The 20,027-nt window shown below is 62.6% G+C and carries 19 protein-coding genes; 18 read left to right on the top strand and 1 reads right to left on the bottom strand.

The window, feature by feature from the left end; genetic code table 11:
• Nucleotides 1–20 precede the first annotated feature (20 nt).
• The gene (gene typA / locus AK2_RS03155; protein ID WP_067931354.1) at nucleotides 21–1,865 is read right to left on the bottom strand and encodes a translational GTPase TypA; all 1,845 of its coding nucleotides are present in this window, start codon (nucleotides 1,863–1,865) and stop codon (nucleotides 21–23) included.
• 265 nt (nucleotides 1,866–2,130) lie between these two features.
• Here typA and rimP point away from each other — a divergent pair, with 265 nt between their 5' ends.
• The 18 genes from rimP to dapG all read left to right on the top strand — a co-directional run bounded on the left by rimP (nucleotide 2,131) and on the right by dapG (nucleotide 20,024).
• Complete coding sequence (gene rimP / locus AK2_RS03150) at nucleotides 2,131–2,604, top strand: ribosome maturation factor RimP (RefSeq protein ID WP_067931352.1); 474 nt, start codon at nucleotides 2,131–2,133, stop codon at nucleotides 2,602–2,604.
• A 36-nt stretch (nucleotides 2,605–2,640) separates the two neighbouring features.
• Nucleotides 2,641–3,765 carry a transcription termination factor NusA gene (gene nusA, locus AK2_RS03145; RefSeq protein ID WP_067931350.1) on the top strand — a complete coding sequence of 375 codons (1,125 nt, stop codon included), beginning with the start codon at nucleotides 2,641–2,643 and terminating at the stop codon, nucleotides 3,763–3,765.
• A gap of 56 nt (nucleotides 3,766–3,821) precedes the next feature.
• A complete protein-coding gene (rnpM, locus tag AK2_RS03140; RefSeq protein ID WP_067931348.1) occupies nucleotides 3,822–4,103 on the top strand; it encodes an RNase P modulator RnpM in 282 nt (93 codons plus the stop codon).
• A complete protein-coding gene (locus tag AK2_RS03135) occupies nucleotides 4,096–4,479 on the top strand; it encodes a L7Ae/L30e/S12e/Gadd45 family ribosomal protein (RefSeq protein ID WP_067931346.1) in 384 nt (127 codons plus the stop codon). The genes rnpM and AK2_RS03135 overlap by 8 nt, the downstream gene beginning before the upstream one ends.
• A 19-nt stretch (nucleotides 4,480–4,498) precedes the next feature.
• Nucleotides 4,499–7,138, top strand: a complete 2,640-nt coding sequence (gene infB / locus AK2_RS03130; RefSeq protein ID WP_369406114.1) for a translation initiation factor IF-2 — start codon at nucleotides 4,499–4,501, stop codon at nucleotides 7,136–7,138.
• A 63-nt stretch (nucleotides 7,139–7,201) separates the two neighbouring features.
• Entirely contained in the window at nucleotides 7,202–7,561 is a 360-nt protein-coding gene (gene rbfA / locus AK2_RS03125; protein WP_067931342.1) for a 30S ribosome-binding factor RbfA, read from the top strand.
• A 4-nt stretch (nucleotides 7,562–7,565) separates the two neighbouring features.
• Nucleotides 7,566–8,561 (top strand): DHH family phosphoesterase, encoded by a 996-nt coding sequence (locus tag AK2_RS03120; RefSeq protein ID WP_067931340.1) that lies wholly within the window; start codon nucleotides 7,566–7,568, stop codon nucleotides 8,559–8,561.
• A 16-nt stretch (nucleotides 8,562–8,577) separates the two neighbouring features.
• Nucleotides 8,578–9,504 carry a tRNA pseudouridine(55) synthase TruB gene (truB, locus tag AK2_RS03115; protein WP_067931338.1) on the top strand — a complete coding sequence of 309 codons (927 nt, stop codon included), beginning with the start codon at nucleotides 8,578–8,580 and terminating at the stop codon, nucleotides 9,502–9,504.
• Nucleotides 9,495–10,457 (top strand): bifunctional riboflavin kinase/FAD synthetase, encoded by a 963-nt coding sequence (locus AK2_RS03110; protein ID WP_067931336.1) that lies wholly within the window; start codon nucleotides 9,495–9,497, stop codon nucleotides 10,455–10,457. Before truB ends, AK2_RS03110 begins: the two co-directional genes overlap by 10 nt.
• Before the next feature lie 148 nt (nucleotides 10,458–10,605).
• Complete coding sequence (rpsO, locus tag AK2_RS03105; protein WP_067931334.1) at nucleotides 10,606–10,872, top strand: 30S ribosomal protein S15; 267 nt, start codon at nucleotides 10,606–10,608, stop codon at nucleotides 10,870–10,872.
• Between the two features lie 176 nt (nucleotides 10,873–11,048).
• The gene (locus AK2_RS03100; protein ID WP_067931332.1) at nucleotides 11,049–13,157 is read left to right on the top strand and encodes a polyribonucleotide nucleotidyltransferase; all 2,109 of its coding nucleotides are present in this window, start codon (nucleotides 11,049–11,051) and stop codon (nucleotides 13,155–13,157) included.
• A gap of 137 nt (nucleotides 13,158–13,294) precedes the next feature.
• Nucleotides 13,295–14,224, top strand: a complete 930-nt coding sequence (locus AK2_RS03095; protein WP_067931330.1) for a polysaccharide deacetylase family protein — start codon at nucleotides 13,295–13,297, stop codon at nucleotides 14,222–14,224.
• A gap of 81 nt (nucleotides 14,225–14,305) precedes the next feature.
• On the top strand, nucleotides 14,306–15,559 hold the full coding sequence (locus tag AK2_RS03090) for a M16 family metallopeptidase (RefSeq protein ID WP_083520801.1): 1,254 nt from the start codon (nucleotides 14,306–14,308) through the stop codon (nucleotides 15,557–15,559).
• Between the two features lie 5 nt (nucleotides 15,560–15,564).
• A complete protein-coding gene (dut, locus tag AK2_RS03085) occupies nucleotides 15,565–16,026 on the top strand; it encodes a dUTP diphosphatase (RefSeq protein ID WP_067931328.1) in 462 nt (153 codons plus the stop codon).
• Nucleotides 16,027–16,190: 164 nt separating this feature from the next.
• Nucleotides 16,191–17,066 carry a dipicolinate synthase subunit DpsA gene (gene dpsA, locus AK2_RS03080; protein WP_067931325.1) on the top strand — a complete coding sequence of 292 codons (876 nt, stop codon included), beginning with the start codon at nucleotides 16,191–16,193 and terminating at the stop codon, nucleotides 17,064–17,066.
• A 13-nt stretch (nucleotides 17,067–17,079) separates the two neighbouring features.
• Nucleotides 17,080–17,694, top strand: a complete 615-nt coding sequence (locus AK2_RS03075) for a dipicolinate synthase subunit B (RefSeq protein ID WP_067931324.1) — start codon at nucleotides 17,080–17,082, stop codon at nucleotides 17,692–17,694.
• 33 nt (nucleotides 17,695–17,727) lie between these two features.
• Nucleotides 17,728–18,801: an aspartate-semialdehyde dehydrogenase gene (locus tag AK2_RS03070; RefSeq protein WP_067931321.1), complete on the top strand. Its 1,074-nt coding sequence runs from the start codon at nucleotides 17,728–17,730 to the stop codon at nucleotides 18,799–18,801.
• Entirely contained in the window at nucleotides 18,798–20,024 is a 1,227-nt protein-coding gene (dapG, locus tag AK2_RS03065) for an aspartate kinase (protein WP_067931319.1), read from the top strand. The genes AK2_RS03070 and dapG overlap by 4 nt, the downstream gene beginning before the upstream one ends.
• Nucleotides 20,025–20,027 lie beyond the last annotated feature (3 nt).

Raw genomic sequence — 20,027 nt, 5'->3', positions numbered from 1 at the left:
GCGGTTGACTCACGCTCGCGTCAGGCTTGCACGGGCGGGGCCTGGCGCTTTTGCTTCGCTTTGCGCTCCCGCTCTCCTTTGTTCAAATACCGCTTGCGCAGGCGGATGCTCTGGGGCGTCACTTCGCACAGCTCGTCGTCCGTGATGTAGGTGATGGCCTCTTCCAAGCTTAAGATGCGCGGAGCCTTGAGCCGCGTGGTCTCCTCCTTGGTGGAAGAGCGCACGTTGCTCATGTGCTTTTGCTTGGTGACGTTCACGGTCAGGTCGTTTTCCCGGGTGTGCTCGCCAACAATCATGCCTTCATACACGACGGTGCCCGGCGTGACGAACATGACCCCCCGGTCTTCAAGGGCCTGCAGGCTGTAGGCGGTCGCCGTCCCGCCTTCGCTGGCAATCAGCACCCCCTGCCGGCGCGTGACCACATCGCCGCGCCAGGGGCCGTATTCGGCGAAGGTGTGGTGCATGGTCCCGTAACCCTTGGTCAGCGTGAGAAATTCGCCGCGAAAGCCAATCAGGCCGCGTGCCGGGACAAGAAACTCCATACGTGTGGTGTTTCCGGACGGCGCTGGCGTCATCGACTGCATCTCGCCCTTGCGCATGCCCAGCGCTTCAACCACGGCTCCCACAAACTCGTCCGGGACGTCCACCACCAGGTGTTCGATAGGTTCCAAAACCTGTCCGTCCTCGCGGCGCACGATGACGCGCGGTTTCGACACCTGCAGCTCATATCCCTCGCGGCGCATGGTTTCAATCAGGATGGACAGATGCAGTTCCCCGCGGCTGGCGACGCGGAACTGGTCCGCCTCCTCTGTCTCTTCCACCCGCAGGCTGACGTCCGACTCCAACTCCGCGAACAGCCGTTCGCGCAGCTTGCGCGAGGTGACGTGTACACCTTCACGCCCTGCCAGGGGGCTGTCGTTGACCATGAACGTCATTTCCAGGGTTGGTTCGTCGATGGCCAACAGCGGCAACGGCTCCGGCGCCTCGATGGCCGCAACCGTCTCTCCCACCGTGATGTCCCCGAGGCCTGCCATCGCAATGATATCCCCCGCGCTGGCGCTGTCCACTTCCTGGCGGCGCAATCCTTCGAAAGCGTACAACTTGACGATGCGGGATTTGTCCACGCTGCCGTCGCGCTTCAGAATGGCCACCGCGTCGCCGACTCGCACCGTACCACGGGCGATGCGGCCAATGCCGATGCGTCCCAGGTATTCGTTGTAGTCGAGCATGGTCACCTGCCACTGCAACGGGGCTGTCACATCCACCTTCGGGGCCGGGACATGTTCCAGGATGGCGTCAAACAGAGGACGCATGTCGGTGCCAGGATCATCCGGTTGCCGGCTCGCTGTGCCACGCAGCGCAGACGCGTAGACAACCGGGAACTCGCACTGCTCCATCGAAGCCCCCAGATCAATGAACAGGTCCAGCACCTCGTCGACCACTTCTTGGGGGCGCGCGTTGTCGCGGTCCATTTTGTTGATTACGACAATAGCGGGTAGCCCCTCCGCCAGTGCGCGTTCCAATACAAACCGTGTCTGCGGCATGACTCCTTCAAAGGCGTCGACCACAAGCAGCACAGCGTCTACCATTTTCACGATCCGCTCGACTTCGCCGCTGAAATCCGCGTGGCCAGGGGTGTCCACGATGTTGATCTTGACGCCCTGATAGGGAATGGCTGTGGTCTTCGCTAATATCGTGATGCCTCGTTCCCGCTCCAACTCGCCGGAATCCAAGGCCCGTTCTTCAATCTGCTGATGGCTCTGAAACAGCCCCGATTGGCGCAGAAGCTGGTCCACCAACGTCGTCTTGCCGTGATCGACGTGGGCGATGATGGCGACGTTGCGCAGACCGCTGATTGTTTCCATAAAAATCCCCACCTTCCTGCGCGGTCTGCATCCCACAATACCACCCGGACCTGACCTCTGCAACGGCAGCTCGCAGTGGGGCTCCGTCCAAGCGTTGCGACTGCGGCGTACCGGTGCTATAATGGCTCTGTTAGACTCCGTATAGGTTGTGCGGCGAAGAGTGGGGTTCACCCACTCTTCGATTTATGAGGCTGTCAACGCCCGTTACGCGCCATGGGCGCCAAGCCGCAAACGACCCAGAGCGGGTTTTGAGGGAGGAACGTTCGTGCCCAAGCAGTCCGTGACCGACATCGTACAAGCGTTGGCGGAACCGATAGTCCAGGCGTCCGGCGTGGATCTGGTCGAGGTGGAATACACAAAGGAAGGAGCCACCTGGTACCTGCGTGTGTTCATCGACAAACCGGGCGGCGTGGACATTGACGATTGCAGCCGTGTCAGCGAGGCGTTGTCGGAGCGCCTGGATGAGGTTGATCCCATCCCGAACGCCTATATCCTGGAGGTGTCCTCTCCAGGTGCGGAGCGCCCTCTCAAGAAACCGGAGGATTACGAGCGAGCCGTGGGTCGAGCGGTGCGGGTGAAATTATACGAGCCGCTTGCTGGCGAGAAGGTGATTGAAGGGGTGCTGGACGATTTCGATGGGCAGACGCTGACCATCACCCGCCAGGCCGGGGGAGCTGAACGCCGCGTGCTGGTGCCGTTCTCCAAGGTGGCGGCGGCTCGCCTGTCGCTTGAGTGGTAATCGAGTCGCGACAGCCAAAGGGGGAATCGACGTCCCATGAATGTGGATTTCATCGACGCGTTGGAGCAGCTGCAAAGGGAAAAGGGAATTGACAAGGACACGCTCCTGGAAGCCATCGAAGCCGCGCTGATTTCCGGTTACAAGCGTAATTTTAATTCAGCCGCCAACGTGCGCGTCGAAATTGAACGGGAGACGGGCGAGGTGCACGTCTACGCCAGGAAGACGGTGGTCGAGGAGGTGACTGACACACGGCTGGAGATCTCGCTGGACGCGGCACTGGATTTGAATCCGAAATACCAGGTCGGCGACGTGGTGGAAATTGAGGTCACGCCACGGGACTTTGGCCGCATTGCCGCGCAGACAGCGAAGCAAGTGGTCACCCAGCGGATTCGCGAAGCGGAACGGTCTATCATCTACAGCAAATTCTCCGACCGTGAGGAGGAAATCGTGACCGGAGTCGTCCAGCGATCCGATGGGCGCGCGGCTTACGTGGATGTAGGGCAGGCGGAGGCCGTGCTGCCGGCTTCCGAGCAGATGCCGGGGGATGTTCTGCGGCCGGGGGACTTCGTCAAGGCGTTCATCGCCCGGGTTGAAAGGACGTCCAAGGGGCCGCAGGTGTCGTTGTCACGCACTCATCCCGGATTCTTAAAGCGCCTGTTTGAGCTGGAGGTTCCGGAGATTTACGACGGGGTGGTCGAGATTCGGGCGGTGGCGCGTGAGGCCGGATACCGTTCCAAGATCGCCGTGCATTCGCGCAATCCGGAGGTGGATCCGATTGGCGCCTGCGTCGGCGCGCGAGGCATGCGGGTGCAGGCCGTGGTCAATGAGCTGCACGGGGAGAAGGTCGATATTGTAAAGTGGGATGAGGATGTCGCGACCTTTGTCGCCAATGCTCTCTCGCCGGCCAAAGTTTCCGAGGTACAGGTGATGGAGGACGAGCACATCGCCCGCGCCGTCGTTCCGGATCACCAGTTGTCTCTGGCGATTGGCAAGGAGGGACAGAACGCTCGCTTGGCGGCCAAACTGACCGGATGGAAAATTGACATCAAGAGCGAGACTCAGGCGGCTGAATTGGGCATGTTCGGGACGATTGGCAGCTTTGCGGACGAGGAAGACGACGACATCGGCACCTTGTCCGAGGATTGGTTAAACGAGCCGTAATCCGTTTGTGGTTTCTGCTGTATAGACAGCTATGGAGTGTCGAGGGAGGGATGCGTGTGCAACGGCAGCGGAAGGTGCCCCTGCGCAAGTGTGTCGGATGTCAGGAGATGTTCCCCAAGCGCGAGCTCATCCGCGTTGTGCTGACTCCAGAAGGGGAGATTGTGCTCGACGCGACCGGCAAGCGCAACGGTCGGGGGGCGTACCTGTGCGGACGGCCTGAATGCCTGCGGCAAGCGCGCAAGCGCAAAGCGTTGGAGCGCGCGCTGAAGAACCCGGTGCCGGCCGGCATCTACGATGACCTGGAAGCTCGCTTGCAGGGAGGGAACGGCGATGGATGACCCGACGGAGCCGACGCCGGCCCTTGCTGCGAGCGAACTTCGGACACTCAACAATTGGCTTGGACTGGCCATGCGGGCCGGCCGGATGCGGGTAGGTTCCGAGGCTGCGCTGGCGGCAGTTCGGGCGCGGCAGGCGCAATTGGTCGTGCTGGCGGGGGACGCGGGGGCGAACGTCGCGAAGAAATTCCGCGACAAGTGTACGTATTACCAAGTGCCATTACTGCGGGGACCCGACAAGGATATGTTCGGACGGGCACTGGGGCGCAGGGCCGTGGTCGTGGCGGCCGTGTTGGATGCAGCCTTTGCCGAGCGGCTGCGGCGCTCTCTGCTGGCAATTTACGGAGGTGAAGCTTTTGACGAAACTGAGGGTCTATGAATACGCGAAGCAGTTGAACATGTCGAGCAAGGAAATTATTACCATATTGAATCGGCTGGATGTTCCGGTGGCCAATCACATGAGCGTGATGGACAACGACATGGTGGAGAAGGTGGAGCAGTTCTTTCGCGACGTCAAGCGGCGGGCGGCTGAGCGGCACGCCAGCGAAGTGGAACGTGAACTGCGGGAGAAGCAGCGGAACCGGGAGCGGGCGGCCCGTCAACAGGCGCAGGTCGATTCCGACCGGCAAGGCGGGGCTTCGACGCGCAACCGGTACAATGGCCGGGAAGGGCAGACGGCTCGCCGGGACGGCCGGAATCCCGCGGGATCGGGGATGCCGCAGCGGGACAGGGGGCGCTCCTTTGACGAGCGGAGCCGGCAGCCCGCGCGCGCCGAGGGTGCGGCGGGAACGGTCCGGACGCAGGCGGGGGGCGCGGACGGTTCAGCTGCGCAAGCGCCCGCGCGATCAGGGGGTTACCCCCGCAATGGTCGGCCTGCCGGAGATTACGGCGGCCGGCCGGGCGGCGATGGACGCCGGGACGAGCGTACCAGTGACCGCCGGTCGGACGGCGTCGGCGGAGGGCGGTCGGATAGGCGTCCCTCCGATAGGCCAGGTGAACGCCGGGGAGCGGGGCCGCGTCCTGGCGGCGCTGCAGGGGGCGGCCGTGGCGGCCGGCCGGGAGGTCGACCCGGCGGTCGGCCAGGCGGTGGTTTTGGTCGGCCCACTCCCATTCCGCCGGCGCCGGTCACGGGGAATCAAAGCAAGCCGGTGACGGGGCGCAAGGACAAGGAGCGGCCCGACAAAGACCAGTTTGACCGCAAGGAGCAGTTCAACGAGGAGAAGCTTCTGCAGCGTCAGAGCGGGTCTCGCCGGCGCGGACAAGGCAATGGGAATCGTCAGCCGCTGCCGACCAAAGTCACGGTTGAAGGGCCGATGTCGGTCGGGGATTTTGCGAAGCTGCTGCACCGGGAAGCTTCCGAGATCATCAAAAAATTGTTGTTCCTGGGCATCATGGCGACGATCAACCAGGAGATCGACACCGATGCGATGGAGTTAATAGCCGGCGAATTTGGCGTGGAGCTGGAGATTGTCGAGCCGGCTGACGAAGAGGCCATCGACATGCTGGTGACCGAGGACAATCCGGAAGATCTGCGCCCGCGGCCGCCGGTGGTCACGATCATGGGGCACGTGGACCACGGCAAGACCACGCTCTTGGACGCGATTCGCCACAGCCGGGTTGCCGCTTCGGAGTCAGGCGGCATTACGCAGCACATCGGGGCCTACCAGGTGGAAATCGACGGTCGCCGCATCACGTTCCTGGATACACCAGGGCACGAGGCGTTTACCACCATGCGTGCGCGCGGCGCGCAGGTGACCGACGTCACCATCCTGGTGGTCGCGGCGGACGACGGAGTGATGCCGCAGACGGTAGAAGCCATCAACCATGCGAAGGCGGCCAACGTGCCGATTCTTGTGGCCGTGAATAAGATCGATAAGCCGGGGGCGAATCCGGACCGGGTCAAGCAGGAGTTGACCCAGTACGAGTTGGTCCCGGAGGAGTGGGGCGGCGACACCATCTTCGTGGAGATCTCCGCGCTCAAACAGGAAGGCCTGGACACCCTGCTGGAGATGGTCCTGTTGGTGGCCGACATCCAGGAATTGAAGGCCAATCCGGATGCGAGGCCTCGCGGGACGGTGATTGAGGCCAAGCTGGATAAAGGCCGGGGCCCGGTCGCCACTGTCCTGGTGCAAAATGGCACGCTGAAAGTGGGGCAAATCGTCGTGGCCGGGACCACCTATGGCCGCGTACGGGCGATGGTCAATGACCGCGGCAAGCGGATTAAGGAGGCGGGTCCCTCCACACCGGTGGAAATTCAGGGCTTGGGCGATGTTCCGAGCGCCGGCGACCGGTTTGTGGTGTATGACGATGAACGGGCCGCCAGGGCCTTGGTGCAAAAGCGTTTGAACCGCGAGCGCGCGGCCCAGATGGAGCAATCCGCTCGCGTCACCTTGAACGATTTGTATCGGCAGATCCAGGAGGGCGGCGTCAAAGAATTGAACGTTGTCGTGAAGGCCGATGTTCAGGGGTCGGTGGAAGCGGTCGTCGGCGCGATTGAGAAGATTGACGTCGAGGGCGTGCGGGTCAAGGTGATTCACAAAGGAGCCGGCGCCATCAACGAAAACGACGTCTTGCTGGCCAAAGCCTCGAACGCGGTCATCATCGGCTTCCACGTGCGCCCGGACGCGAACGCCCGCCGGGTGGCTGAGGCGGAGAAGGTGGACATTCGCCTGTACCGGGTGATTTACAATGTCACCGAAGAGCTGGAGGCCGCCATGAAAGGCATGCTGGATCCGGAATTTCAGGAGGTCGTGCTTGGACACGCGGAGGTCCGCGAAGTGTTCAAGATCTCACGGGTGGGCACCGTGGCCGGCTGCTACGTGACCGACGGCAAGATGACCCGCGACGCGGAGGCGCGCGTCATCCGCGATGGGGTTGTTGTGTACGAAGGGGCGCTCGATTCGTTGAAACGGTTCAAGGACGATGTGCGCGAGGTCGCACAGGGCTTTGAGTGCGGCTTGACCCTGGACCGCTTCCATGACATCAAGGTTGGCGACGTGGTGGAGGCCTTTAAGATGGAGGCGGTCAAGAAAGCCTAGTCGATGTTGAACCCCTTGGCGGCCGGAGTGCGTCCGTCGCCTGGACGAAGGAGGCTGAAGACATTGGCTCGTCTGCGCGCTCAGCGTGTGGCTGAACAGATGAAAAAGGAACTGGCCGCCTTGATGCGTTCGGAGGTGAAGGACCCGCGCGTGGGGTTCGCAACCCTGACGCGGGTGGAGGTGGCCAACGACCTGCAGCATGTGAAGGCGTACGTCAGCGTGCTGGGAGACGAGGAGACGAAACGGCACACCTTGTCCGCCCTCAGCAAGTTGACCGGCTATCTGCGTGGGGAGTTGGCCCGTCGCCTGCATCTCCGTCTGACGCCGGAATTGGTGTTCAAGCTTGATGAATCGGGGGCTTACAGCGCGCGGATAGAGAGCGTGCTGCGGGAGCTCAAGAAGGACTCGCAAGGGGAGGCGTGAGCGCATGTGGAATCCGGCCCCGCGTCAAGCGGCCGATTTGCAGCAGGTCGCGGAGGTGATTGCGAAGCGGGACGACTGGCTGATTGTCACCCACGAGCGGCCCGATGGGGACGCTTTGGGCAGCGCCTTCGCGATGGCCGAGATGCTGTCCAGTCTGGGCAAGTCGTGGCGGCTGCTCGTCGCGGAGCCAATGCCGCGGCGCTTCTCCTACTTGCCCGGGTTCGCCAAGGCCCAGGTGGCCGGGGAACGGACGGATCGACAATTTCAGCAGGTGATTGCGCTGGATTGCGCTGACCAGGGGCGGTACGAGGGCGTGTCTGCCTACATTGCCGACGAGGCGCTCGTGGTCAACATCGATCACCACCAGACGAATCCTCGTTACGGTGCCGCCAACTATGTGGACCCGCAGGCGGCGGCCACCTGCGAACTGCTGTATCACGTGGCTCGCCAGCTGGGGTTGCCCTTGTCCGAGGCGTTGGCGACTTGCCTCTATACCGGCTTGTTAACCGATACGGGGGGCTTCTCGCTGCCCAACACGACCCGTGAGGTGCACGAGATTGCGGCCGAACTGCTGGCCAGCGGTGTACAGCCCTACGATGTGGCGGAGCCGGCGCTGGAATCGCGCACTTGGCCGCAGATGCGGTTGCTGCAGTCGGCTCTGGCCAATTTGCGCCTGCAGGAAGACGGGCGCCTGGCCACCCTGTATGTGACCCGCGCTATGTTGGCGGAGGCGGGCGCCGACGACGACGACGCGGAGGGTTTGGTGGGGTTCGCGCGCAGCGTCGACACGGTGGAGGTCGGGATGCTGTTCCGGGAGACGCCGGACGGCAAGGTGAAGGTGTCCCTGCGTTCCAAGCGGCGGGTGGATGTGGCCAAGATTGCCCAGGAGTTTGGCGGTGGCGGCCATGTCCGGGCTGCCGGCTGCACGCTGGGGCTGCCGTTGGCTGAGGCGATGAACAGGCTGACAGTGGCGGTCGCCACCGAGTTAGGCCGCGCGTGACGGGGATGATGGACGGATGGTGCACGGCATTCTTGTGGTGGACAAGCCTGCGGGGATAACCTCCCATGATGTGGTGGCCAGGGCAAGACGGCGGCTCGGAATCCGCAAGATCGGCCACGCTGGTACGCTCGATCCGGACGCCACTGGGGTATTGGTGCTGTGCGTGGGCGACGCCACACGCCTGTTGGAGTACGTCTCGGCCGCGGAGAAGGCGTACGACGGCGAAGTGGTGTTCGGTCGAGCCACGGATACCGACGATGCCAGCGGTCGCGTGGTGACGTCCGCCTCGGCACGCCATCTGCGGGTGGAAGCGGTGCAGGCGGCGGCGCGCCGGTTTGTCGGGGGTTACGACCAACGAGTCCCCGCCTACTCGGCAGTACATATTGACGGCCAGCGCGCGTACGAGCGGGCGCGGCGGGGCGAGGCCATGCAGCTGCCGCTGCGGCGCGTGCAGATCACCAATCTGGAGGTTGTTTCCTTCACAGCCGGGGATGAGGCGCGCGCGTGGTTTCGTGTGGTGTGTTCTACAGGTACGTATATCCGTTCGTTGTGCAGAGACTGGGGCGAGGCCCTTGGTCTGCCGGCTCACATGGGAGCGCTGCGGAGAACCCGGTCAGGGCGGTTTGATCTGGGGCAGGCGGTCCAGCTCTCGGAGTGGGAGAACGCAGCAGACCCAGCGCGGGCGCTGTTGCCGATGGAGGAGGCTGTCGCCGCGCTGCCGCACCTGCGTCTTCGAGATGAGCAGTGCCAGCGGCTGGCGCACGGACAGGCTGTACCCTTGCCGCCGGGAATGGATGTGGGGACGGCGGAGGCAGCGGGGGACGTGGCGGTCATGGCGGCGGATGGGAGTTTGCTGGCAGTGGGGCGGGTTCACCGCGAAGCTGGGCGTAGTTGGATTCGGCCGCGGAAAGTTTTCTGGAAGAAGGGCGTGCCATGCAAGTAATTGACGTCAAGGACAGGCCCCCGGCACGCGACCGGGCGTGTGTGATTGCGATTGGCAAGTTTGACGGTGTGCACATCGGTCACCAGGCGATTCTGCAGGCCGCCCGACAGGCTGAGCCGCAGGCGGAACTGGCCGTGTACAGCCTCTGGCCCCATCCCGCCTGGGTGCTCGGTGGTCGGGAAGAATACCGGGCTTCCCTGACGCCGTATGCAGAAAAGGTGCGGCAAATGAGGGCGCTCGGAGTCGATGCGCTGTACATGGTGGAGTTTTCCCGCACCTACGCCAAGACCTCGGCCGAAACTTTTGTGCGTGACCACCTGGGTCCGCTGCGCCCCTGCCGCGTGGTGGTGGGATCGGACTTTCATTTTGGTCAAGGCGGGCGCGCGGATGTGGAGGACCTGCGCCGCCTGTGCGAAGAACTGGGCGTCCCCGTGAGCGTGGTGAGCCACGTGGAGGAGAACGGTCTCAAGGTGAGCAGCTCTCACATTCGCGAGCACTTGGCCCACGGCCGGGTGGAGGCGGCGGAGGCTTTGTTGGGGCGCCCCTACCGAATCCAAGGTCGGGTGGTGCATGGGGATGCGCGTGGGCGGACCATCGGTTTCCCCACCGCAAACTTGGAGTTGCTGGATGAATACGTGCTGCCCGCGCCCGGCGTCTACGCGGTGTCGGTCGAATGGGACGAGTCGGGGCGGGAGCGGCGGGAGCACACGCGCAGAAGAAACTGGTTCGGCGTGCTGAACGCAGGCTACCGTCCTACGGTTGATGGCCGGGAGTTTCGTTTGGAAGCGCACCTGTTTGGGGTGCGGCAAGATTTGTACGACCGGATTCTGACCGTGTCCTTCCTGAGGCGTGTGCGGGAGGAGCGGAAGTTTGCCGGGCTGGAGGAACTGCGCGCGCAGATTGCGCAGGACGTTGCGAAAGTCAAGGATATGCTGGGCGTCCGTGGAAATTGAGCTTTACACATGATATGGATTCGTGGTATTCTAATGCAGTATGACCAATGTAATCTGCCCGCATAAACTGTGCCGCGGACTGTCGTTGCCTCCAGACGCTCTCTTCGGTAACAGGGATTCTCGCGGCAGACTTTTGGAGGGATAGAGGTTGTTGAGCCAAGAACGCAAACGTGAAATTGTGGAACGGTTCCGCACCCATGAGTCAGACACGGGCTCCCCGGAGGTGCAGATTGCCCTTTTGACGGAGCGCATCAACGACTTGACCGAGCATTTCCGAGTGCACAAGAAGGACCATCATTCCCGGCGCGGGTTGTACAAGATGATCGGCCATCGCCGGAATTTGTTGAACTACCTCCGGAAGAAGGATATCAATCGTTACCGTGAACTGATTCAGGCGTTGGGCCTGCGGCGGTAAGCGGGTATTGAGGCGGGCTTCGGCCCGCCTTGTTTATATCGGTCATGGATGTTTTTCGGAAGCGGCCGGGCGACAGGAGTCGGCTTGGTCTCGTAAGCGGAAGGAAATGCTAGGACAAGGCCGAATTCATCCGATGGACCGCTCGATGCAGGTGCGAAAGGGGATTTTTGAACGGTATGGTGAAGCAGCACGAATTTGAGCTTGCCGGCCGCAAGTGTGTTCTTGAGACCGGCAAGCTGGCAAAACAAGCGACGGCTGCTGTGACGGTGCGCTACGGCGACACGGTCGTGCTCGCCACGGTGACCGCCTCGCAGGAGCCCAAGGAACTCGATTTTTTTCCACTCACGGTCAACTATGAGGAGCGTTTCTACGCGGTGGGGAAGATTCCCGGCGGGTTTATCAAGCGCGAGGGACGCCCGAGCGAGAAGGCGATTCTGGCCGCGCGCTTGATTGACCGTCCCATCCGGCCGCTGTTTCCGAAAGGGTTTCGCAACGAGGTCCAGGTGGTGACCATGGTCCTGTCCGTGGATCAGGATTGCGCCCCCGAGATTGCGGCGATGATTGGGACCTCGGCCGCCCTGACGATTTCTGACATACCGTTTGACGGGCCGATTGGGGGCGTGATTGTCGGCAGGGTGGACGGGCGGCTGGTTATCAACCCTACGGTCCAGGAAGCGGAACAAAGCGACATGCACCTGACGGTGGCCGGCACCAAGGACGCGATTGTCATGGTGGAAGCGGGGGCCAATCAGGTTCCGGAGCCGGAGATGCTGGAGGCCATCCTGTTCGGGCATGAGTCGGTGAAGCAGGTCATCGCGGAAATCGAAACGTTTGCACAGGACGTGGCCAAGCCTAAACGGGAAGTGGAACTGCACGTTGTGGACCCCGAGCTGGAGAGGCGGGTACGAGAGCTGGCGACCGAGGACATCAAAGGTGCCATCCGGAACCCGGACAAGCAGGCCCGCGAAGCGGCGGTCGCCGAAGTTGGAGAACGGGTGCAGGCCCAGTTGGCGGAAGACTACCCAGAGCAGGCGAAGGACATCGACGAGGTGTTGCACGACATCCTCAAAGAGGAAGTGCGGCGGGCCATCATCTATGAAGGCATCCGTCCGGACGGTCGCAAGTTGAACGAAATCCGCCCCATTTCCTGCGAGGTGGGACTGTTGCCACGGGCGCACGGCTCCGGTCTGTTCACGCGGGGGCAGACGCAGGCGCTGTCGGTGTGCACCCTGGGGGCGCTCGGAGATGAGCAGATCCTCGACGGTTTGGATTTGGAGGAATCCAACCGCTACATGCATCATTACAACTTCCCGCCGTTCAGTGTCGGGGAAGCGCGGCCGCTGCGGGCCCCCAGCCGTCGGGACATCGGCCATGGGGCCCTGGGGGAACGGGCGCTAGATCCGGTGATTCCGTCCCCAGACGAATTCCCGTACGCCATTCGTGTCGTGTCGGAAGTGTTGGAGTCCAACGGTTCCACGTCCCAAGCGAGCATCTGCGGCAGCACGATGGCTTTGATGGACGCAGGCGTGCCTATCAAGGCGCCAGTGGCCGGGATTGCCATGGGTCTGGTGGAGGAAAACGGCCAGGTGGCCATTTTGACGGACATCCAGGGATTGGAGGACCACTTGGGCGACATGGACTTTAAGGTGGCCGGCACGGCCCAGGGGGTCACGGCCTTGCAGATGGACATCAAGATCTCCGGGATCACGCGGGGGATTCTGGAACGGGCGCTGGAGCAGGCGCGCCAGGGGCGGATGTTCATCCTGGAGAAGATGCTGGCGGCCATCGGCCAACCGCGCGGCGAGCTGTCCCGCTACGCTCCGAGGGTGATCACGGTGCGCATCAATCCGGATAAGATTCGCGACGTGATAGGGCCCGGTGGGCGCGTCATCAACAAGATCATCGAGGATACGGGCGTGAAAATTGACATTGAACAGGACGGTCGCATCTTCATTTCGGGAGTGGATGCCGAAGGGGCTGAACGCGCGAAACAGCAGATACTGGATATTGTGCGTGAGGTTGAGGTAGGCGCCACTTACGTGGGCCGCGTAACCCGAGTGGAGAAGTATGGCGCGTTCGTGGAGATTCTCCCTGGCAAAGAGGGCCTGGTTCACATTTCGCAACTGGACGTGGGCCGTGTGGCCAAGGTGGAGGATATCTGTAAGGTGGGGGATGAAATCACCGTAAAAGTGACGGACATCGACAGCCAGGGGCGCATCAACCTTTCCCGCAAGGAAGTTTTGCGCCAGCGCCAGCGGTCTGGCAACCTGGCCAGCCACGGATAAGCCGGGCCGGCCGTCTTCGCTTGTTTCCTCCATATGCATGTCTTGTGGACCGCAAGAATCCTTCCGCCCGTTCGGAGGGATTTTTTCGATTCGGGACAAGCTAACCCTCGATACAAGACGTGCGAGGGGGAATCTGTATGGGACGCCGCCGGTTGCGCATGCTCGCGTGCCTGACTGCGTGTTGGGTTGTTTGTGCAGGAACTGTTTCTCAGGCGAGCGCCAAGGACAAAGACATGGAGGTTGAATTGCAGACCCTGGGAGAGAAGTGGGGCCGGCCCGCTGTGAACGCGCAAGTAGATAGGGTGTGGCACGCGATACCCGGCCTGTCCGGTTGGCGGCTGGACGTGGCGGGCAGCGTCCGCGAGACCCGGTTGCGACAGGATGGCCACCTTCATATGGTATGGAGGACGGTGGCTCCTCGCGTGCGCTTGGCGGATCTGCCGGCGGAGCCGATTTACCGCGGTCCGCGCGAGGAAAAGTCGGCCTGTTTGATGTTCAATGTGTCGTGGGGCGAGGAGTACATCCCCGCGGTCTTGCAGACGTTGACGGCGGAAGGCGTGAAGGCGACGTTCTTCTTGGACGGAGCGTGGGTGGAAAAGCACCCGCAGCTGTCGTCGGAGATTGCGCGGGCGGGCATGGACATCGGCAGCCACGGCAGCGGGCACCCCGATTTTCGCAAGCTGTCCACCGGGCAGTTGACCGCACAGGTTGCTGGCTCCCGAGAACGCATTGAGCAGGCGACAGGGGTGCGCGTGGACTTGCTGGCTCCGCCGGCTGGAAGTTACGACCAACGGCTGGTCAAACTGGCTCGCCAATACGGGTGCTACACGGTGTTGTGGACGGTGGACACCGTGGACTGGCGTCGACCTCCGGCCTCTGCCATTGCCGGGCGGGCGTTGGCGCATGCCGAGCCCGGCATGCTCCTGCTGATGCACCCCACCAAGCCCACCGTGGAGGCACTCCCACAGATCATCGCCGGGCTGCGCGAGCAGGGCTACAGCTTCAAAACGGTCGATCAGGTGGTGCGCGAACAGCCGGCCACAGCCCCTCCCGATTTGTTGAGATGAGGATTGGCGGTCTGCTATAGTTAGTCTGGCAGATGCAGGCGTCCGTTCCATCGGTCGCCTTGACCCCAGGGAGGCTGCGGAGTGACGTACCGAGTCGTGTTGGATAACGGAGTGCGTGTCGTGGGCGAGGAGATCCCCAGCATGCGTTCGGTGAGCATGGGGATTTGGATTGGCACGGGTTCACGCTTTGAGACTAAGAACAACAACGGCATCAGCCACTTTCTTGAACACATGTTGTTCAAGGGGACCCATCGTCTCTCGGCCAGGGAATTGGCCATGTTGTTTGACGAAATTGGCGGGCATGTCAACGCGTTCACTTCGAAAGAGTACACCTGCTTTTATGCCAAGGTTTTGGATGAACACTTCGACACGGCGATTGAGACCCTGGCCGACATGTTTTTTGATTCCCAATTCTACCCAGAAGAGATGGAAAAGGAAAAGAAAGTTATTCTTGAAGAGATCCGCATGTACGAGGACACCCCTGACGAGTTGGTGATGGACGTCATCGCGGAGGGGGCGTATCGCGATCATCCTTTGGGATATACGATTCTCGGCCTGGAAGACAATCTGCTGGCGTTCACCCGAGCGGATTTGCTGGAATACGTGGCGAGTCATTACCGCCCCGAGCGGGTGGTGGTGGCCATTGCCGGCAACATCCCCGAGGACCGGGCGGTGGATACGGTCCGGCGGCTGTTTGGGCGGGCCTTTGCGGCCTCAGCCCAGAGGACGGCGGAGGTCTCTCCGCCCAGCTTCGACGCCCGCGTGACCGTTCGGGAGAAGGACATCGAGCAGGTCCACATCTGTTTGGCCGCTCCAGGGCTGGCTGCGGGCGACGAACGTCTGTATCCGCTCATTCTGCTCAACAACGCCCTTGGCAGCGCGCCCAGTTCCAAACTGTTTCAGGAGATTCGGGAAGAGCGTGGCCTCGCGTATTCCGTGTTCTCGTTCCATTCGGCCTATCAGGATTGCGGCATGTTCGGGGTGTACACAGGCACCTCGCCTGAACACGTGGACACTGTGCTGGAGCGGATCTACGCCATTTGCGAGGATTTGGCCAAAAAAGGTTTGACAGACAATGAACTGCAGAAGTGCAAGCAGCAGGTAAAGAGCTCCATCATGCTCAGCCTGGAAAGCACGAGCAGTCGCATGAGCCGACTGGGCAAGAATGAGTTGGTGTTGGGGCGCGAAGTCCCGCTGGATGAGACCTTGGCCCGAATCAACGGCGTGACCGTGGCGGACGTGAAGGCGATGGCTGCGTGGCTGCTGCAACAGGACTTTGCCTTGGCCGCGGTCGGGCCGGTGACGGACAGCCGGTTCGCACGCTGGGTGAGGTGACGCGGATGGCTGAAATTCGCGTCAAATACCGCGTCGTGTCCCCGCACTTCCGACCCGAGTATCTCCCCAAGTACGCCACGGCGGGGGCAGCCGGGATGGACCTGCACGCCTGCCTGCCTGCCGCCATCACGGTGGCACCCGGTGAGCGGGTCAAGGTCCCGACAGGCATCGCCATCCAGATTCTCAACCCGTGTGCCGTGGCTTTGGTTTACGCCCGCAGCGGTCTGGCGCTCCGGCACGGCCTGGCCCTGCCCAATGGCGTCGGTGTCATCGACAGTGACTACACGGGCGAGGTGATGGTGTTGTTGATGAATTTTGGCAGCGAGGCGGTCACGATTGAGCCAGGGGACCGCGTCGCGCAGATGGTCTTTGCCCCCGTGCACCGGGCCGTACTGGAAGCCACGGATGTGTTCGTACAGACGGAGCGGGGGGAGGGCGGATTTGGTTCCACAGGGGTGCGGCCGTAGGCGGCCGGGCACCGTCTTAAAACGTCAGATTGCATCCAAGCCCGACTGAGGGGAAGGCCACGCCATGGACCCATCAGTCGGGCTTTCTTCATGTGGGCGGCAGCACCTTGATGGGCGTTCGCTCATAGATTGCATCGACCCAGTGGCAAAGGGGGCGATGGCGGATGCTGACAGGCCGCCAGGTGCTGTTCATCGGGGGAGACGCGCGCATGGTCGAGGTGATCGCGCAGGTGATTGAATCGGACGGGAGCGTGGCGCTGATTGGCTTTGACCAGTTGTCCAGGTCCTTCCCGGACATCCGTCACGTAACGCTGTCGGATCCGGTGTTCAGCCAGGTGGACGCGATTGTCCTGCCGGTGGCGGGCATGGAGGACGACGGTCGCGTCGACAGCCACTTTGCGGATGACCCCATCTACCTGCGTGAGGACTTGTTCCGAGCCGCCAAACCAGGGACCTTTGTCTTCTCCGGCATCGCTCGGCCTGTCCTTGAGCAATGGTGTCAGTCGGCCGGCCTGCGGCTGGTGAAGCTGATGGAGTTGGATGAGGTGGCCATTCTCAACTCCATTCCCACGGCCGAAGGGGCCATCGCCTTGGCGATGCAGCATACGGACATCACCCTGCACGGGTCCCGGGTTCTGGTGGTTGGTTTTGGCCGTTGCGGCCAAACGCTTTCCAGGACCGCGGCCGCCTTGGGGGCGAAGGTTCGTGTGGCTGCCCGTGACACGGCGGATTTGGCGCGAATTATCGAGATGGGCTTGGAGCCGGCGGCCATGAATGGACTGGAGGCGGCGGTGCGCGACATCGATGTGGTGTTCAATACGGTGCCCGCGCCCATCCTGACCGCCGAGGTGTTGAAGGTGATGCCGCGTCAGACCGTGATTATCGATATCGCCTCCAAGCCGGGCGGCACGGACTTTCGCTACGCGGAACGGCGTGGCATGAAGGCGATTCTGACGCCGAGTCTGCCGGGGCTGGTGGCACCCAAGACAGCAGGGCGGATTATCGCCGCCAGCGTGTGCCGGCTTCTGGCCGCCAATTGAGGAGGGATTGTGTGTGGAGGTCAAGGGAAAGACCATCGGGTTTGCCGTGACGGGGTCGCATTGCACATACGCCGAGGTGTTTCCGGAGGTGGAACGGCTGGTGGCCATGGGCGCCACGGTCGTGCCTGTCTTCTCCAACACCGTGCTGGGCGTCGGCACACGGTTTGGGGAAGCGGGAGAGTGGGCGGAACGAATCGAGGCTGTGACCGGTCAACAGGGCATACGGACCATTCCCGAGGCGGAGCCGCTGGGGCCGAGCAAGCGCCTGGACAGCCTGGTCATCGCCCCATGCACGGGTAGCACACTCAGTCGCTTGGCCAACGCCAACACCGATTCTCCCGTCCTCATGGCCGCGAAAGCCACACTGCGCAACGACCGGCCCGTGGTGTTGGCCATATCGACCAACGACGGACTGGGGCTCAATCTATTCAATCTCGCCAAGCTCCTCAATACAAAAAATATTTTCTTCGTTCCGTTCGGCCAAGACGCGCCGCATGTTAAAATAAACTCGTTGGTAGCGCAGATGCGGTTGATTCCAGAGACGTTGGAAGCCGCTCTCGAGAAAAAACAACTGCAGCCGCTATTGATTGAACGGTGGCGCGAGGAGCGGCCGTCGACATCTCCCTGACGGGAGGGCTGCGGGACAAGGAGTCGGGGACGAGTGCAGCGCAAGGAGACATATTGTGTGGCCGTGCTGGGGGCGACTGGCGCAGTCGGCCGCAAGATGATCGATACATTGGAACGCAGGGGGTTTCCGGTTGGAGAGTTGAGGCTCTTGGCTTCCCCGCGGTCGGCGGGCACGACGCTCCCCTTTCGGGGCCAGTCCGTACCCGTCGAAGCCGTCTCGGCGTCCGCGTTTGACGGGGTCGACATCGCGCTGTTCAGCGCGGGTGCCGCCGCCAGCCGGACCTATGCCCCGCTGGCGGTGGAACGGGGCGCGGTGGTCATCGACAACAGCAGCGCCTTTCGTCTCGATCCGGACGTGCCCTTGGTGGTCCCGGAGGTCAATCCGCAGGCGGCAGGGGAACACAAGGGCATTATCGCCAATCCAAACTGCTCCACCATCCAACTGGTTGTGGCCGTCAAGCCACTGGTTGACTTCGGGTTGGAACGCATCACCGTGACCACGTATCAAGCAGTCAGCGGCATGGGGCAGAAGGCTATCGACGCGCTCAGCCAGGAGCTTGAAGCCGGACCGAGCGATGTGAAAAAGACACTGTTTCCGGTCCAAGGCCAGTCCGCGACCCATCCGATGGCGTTCAACGTCCTGCCCCAGTGCGATGTGTTTGTCGAGGACGGGTACACCCGGGAAGAGATGAAGCTGGTCAACGAATCGCGCAAGATATTAAGTATGCCGCAGCTTAAGGTCAGTCCGACCGCCGTCCGCGTGCCCGTGTTGTACGGTCACGCCGAGGCGGTGGAGCTGCGCTTTCGAGTGCCTGTTACCCCGGAGCAGGTGCGGGAACGGCTGGCGCACGCCAAGGGCGTGGTCGTGGTCGACAATCCGAGCGAAGGGGTGTATCCACATCCGCGTATGGCCGCGGGGACGGGCGAGACGTATGTGGGCCGCATCCGCCGGAGTTTGGCCGATGACCGTTCGATTCTGATGTTCGTGGTGGCGGACAACCTGCTCAAGGGAGCCGCCTGGAACGCGGTGCAGATTGCCGAGTTGTTGGTCGGGCTTGATCCAAACCGCAGCGTCCGGGAACAGGTGGCGGAGGCGCCCCTGTCATGAGCGTGATTGTGCAAAAGTTCGGCGGCACGTCGGTGGCCGCCGAGGATGGCCGGCTTGCAGCCCTGCGCCACGTGGAGTCGGCTTTGGCTAAAGGCTATCAAGTGGTGGTGGTGGTCTCCGCCATGGGCCGCCAGGGCGATCCGTACGCCACGGATACCTTGCTGGGCCTGATTCCCGACCGGCAGGGGACGCCGCCGCGCGACCTGGATCTGCTGATGTCCTGCGGGGAGGTCATCTCAGCGGTCGTATTTGCCGCGCTGCTGCGGGGGCGAGGGCATGAAGTGGCTGTATTGACCGGGCCGCAGGCGGGCATTCGGACGACAGCGGAGCACGGCCGGGCGCGCATCCTCGAGATTCGGGCGGATCGGATTCGCGAAGAGCTGCGCGACGGGAAGGTTGTCGTGGTGGCAGGCTTTCAAGGGGCCACGGAGACCGGCGAAGTCACGACGCTGGGGCGTGGCGGCAGCGACACGACGGCGGCCGCGCTGGGTGTGGCGCTGGACGCCAGCTATGTGGACATTTTCACGGACGTCGACGGCATCATGACCGCGGACCCGCGGATTGTGGAAAACGCGCGCCTGTTGCCGCAGGTGACGTATACGGAGATTTGCAATCTGGCCTATCAGGGAGCCAAAGTCATCCACCCGCGAGCGGTGGAAATCGCGATGCAGAAAAACATTCCCATCCGCGTACGCAGCACGCGTTCGGACGATGAGGGGACCCTGGTCGTGCCGGCTGCAGACGTGTTGGAGACGCGGGCCGTGGCGGATCGGCTGCTGACGGGGGTGGCGCACGTGCCCCACTTAACGCAGATCCGCCTGGAGGGACCTGGTGCCCGGCACCACGTGTTTGATGCCATGGCCCGACACGGCATCAGCGTCGATTTTATCTCGGTCGAGCCAGGGCGCATTTCGTTCACGGTGCCGGACGCGGAGGCGCCGGGCGCGCTGGCGGTGCTGCGGGACCTGGGAATGGAGGCAAAGACGACGCCTGGGTGCGCGAAGGTGTCGGCGGTGGGTGCCGGCATGGCCGGCGTCCCAGGGGTGATGGCACGCATTGTCGAGGCCTTGGCTGCGGAAGGCATTGAAGTGTTGCAATCCGCCGACTCGCATACGACCATCTGGTGTTTGGTGCGCGGGGAGGACATGGAGACGGCCGTGAAGGCCCTACATCGCGCGTTTGGTCTGGGCCAAGCACCGGAATCGGCTACGGTACGGAGGTGAAAT

Source organism: Alicyclobacillus kakegawensis NBRC 103104, from assembly GCF_001552655.1.
In the GTDB taxonomy this organism is placed as follows: Bacteria; Bacillota; Bacilli; order Alicyclobacillales; family Alicyclobacillaceae; genus Alicyclobacillus_G; species Alicyclobacillus_G kakegawensis.
The sequence above is the reverse complement of the archived record's forward strand: the minus strand, read 5'-3'. Positions and strand labels throughout refer to the sequence as shown.

Bases quoted from the DNA above. Each gene is read 5' to 3' on its own strand.
- typA (WP_067931354.1), bottom strand. From the start codon at position 1,865: ATGGAAACAATCAGCGGTCTGCGCAACGTCGCCATCATCGCCCACGTC.
- nusA (WP_067931350.1), top strand. From the start codon at position 2,641: ATGAATGTGGATTTCATCGACGCGTTGGAGCAGCTGCAAAGGGAAAAG.
- AK2_RS03135 (WP_067931346.1), top strand. From the start codon at position 4,096: ATGGATGACCCGACGGAGCCGACGCCGGCCCTTGCTGCGAGCGAACTT.
- infB (WP_369406114.1), top strand. From the start codon at position 4,499: ATGTCGAGCAAGGAAATTATTACCATATTGAATCGGCTGGATGTTCCG.
- AK2_RS03120 (WP_067931340.1), top strand. From the start codon at position 7,566: ATGTGGAATCCGGCCCCGCGTCAAGCGGCCGATTTGCAGCAGGTCGCG.
- truB (WP_067931338.1), top strand. From the start codon at position 8,578: ATGGTGCACGGCATTCTTGTGGTGGACAAGCCTGCGGGGATAACCTCC.
- AK2_RS03110 (WP_067931336.1), top strand. From the start codon at position 9,495: ATGCAAGTAATTGACGTCAAGGACAGGCCCCCGGCACGCGACCGGGCG.
- AK2_RS03100 (WP_067931332.1), top strand. From the start codon at position 11,049: ATGGTGAAGCAGCACGAATTTGAGCTTGCCGGCCGCAAGTGTGTTCTT.
- AK2_RS03095 (WP_067931330.1), top strand. From the start codon at position 13,295: ATGGGACGCCGCCGGTTGCGCATGCTCGCGTGCCTGACTGCGTGTTGG.
- dut (WP_067931328.1), top strand. From the start codon at position 15,565: ATGGCTGAAATTCGCGTCAAATACCGCGTCGTGTCCCCGCACTTCCGA.
- dpsA (WP_067931325.1), top strand. From the start codon at position 16,191: ATGCTGACAGGCCGCCAGGTGCTGTTCATCGGGGGAGACGCGCGCATG.
- dapG (WP_067931319.1), top strand. From the start codon at position 18,798: ATGAGCGTGATTGTGCAAAAGTTCGGCGGCACGTCGGTGGCCGCCGAG.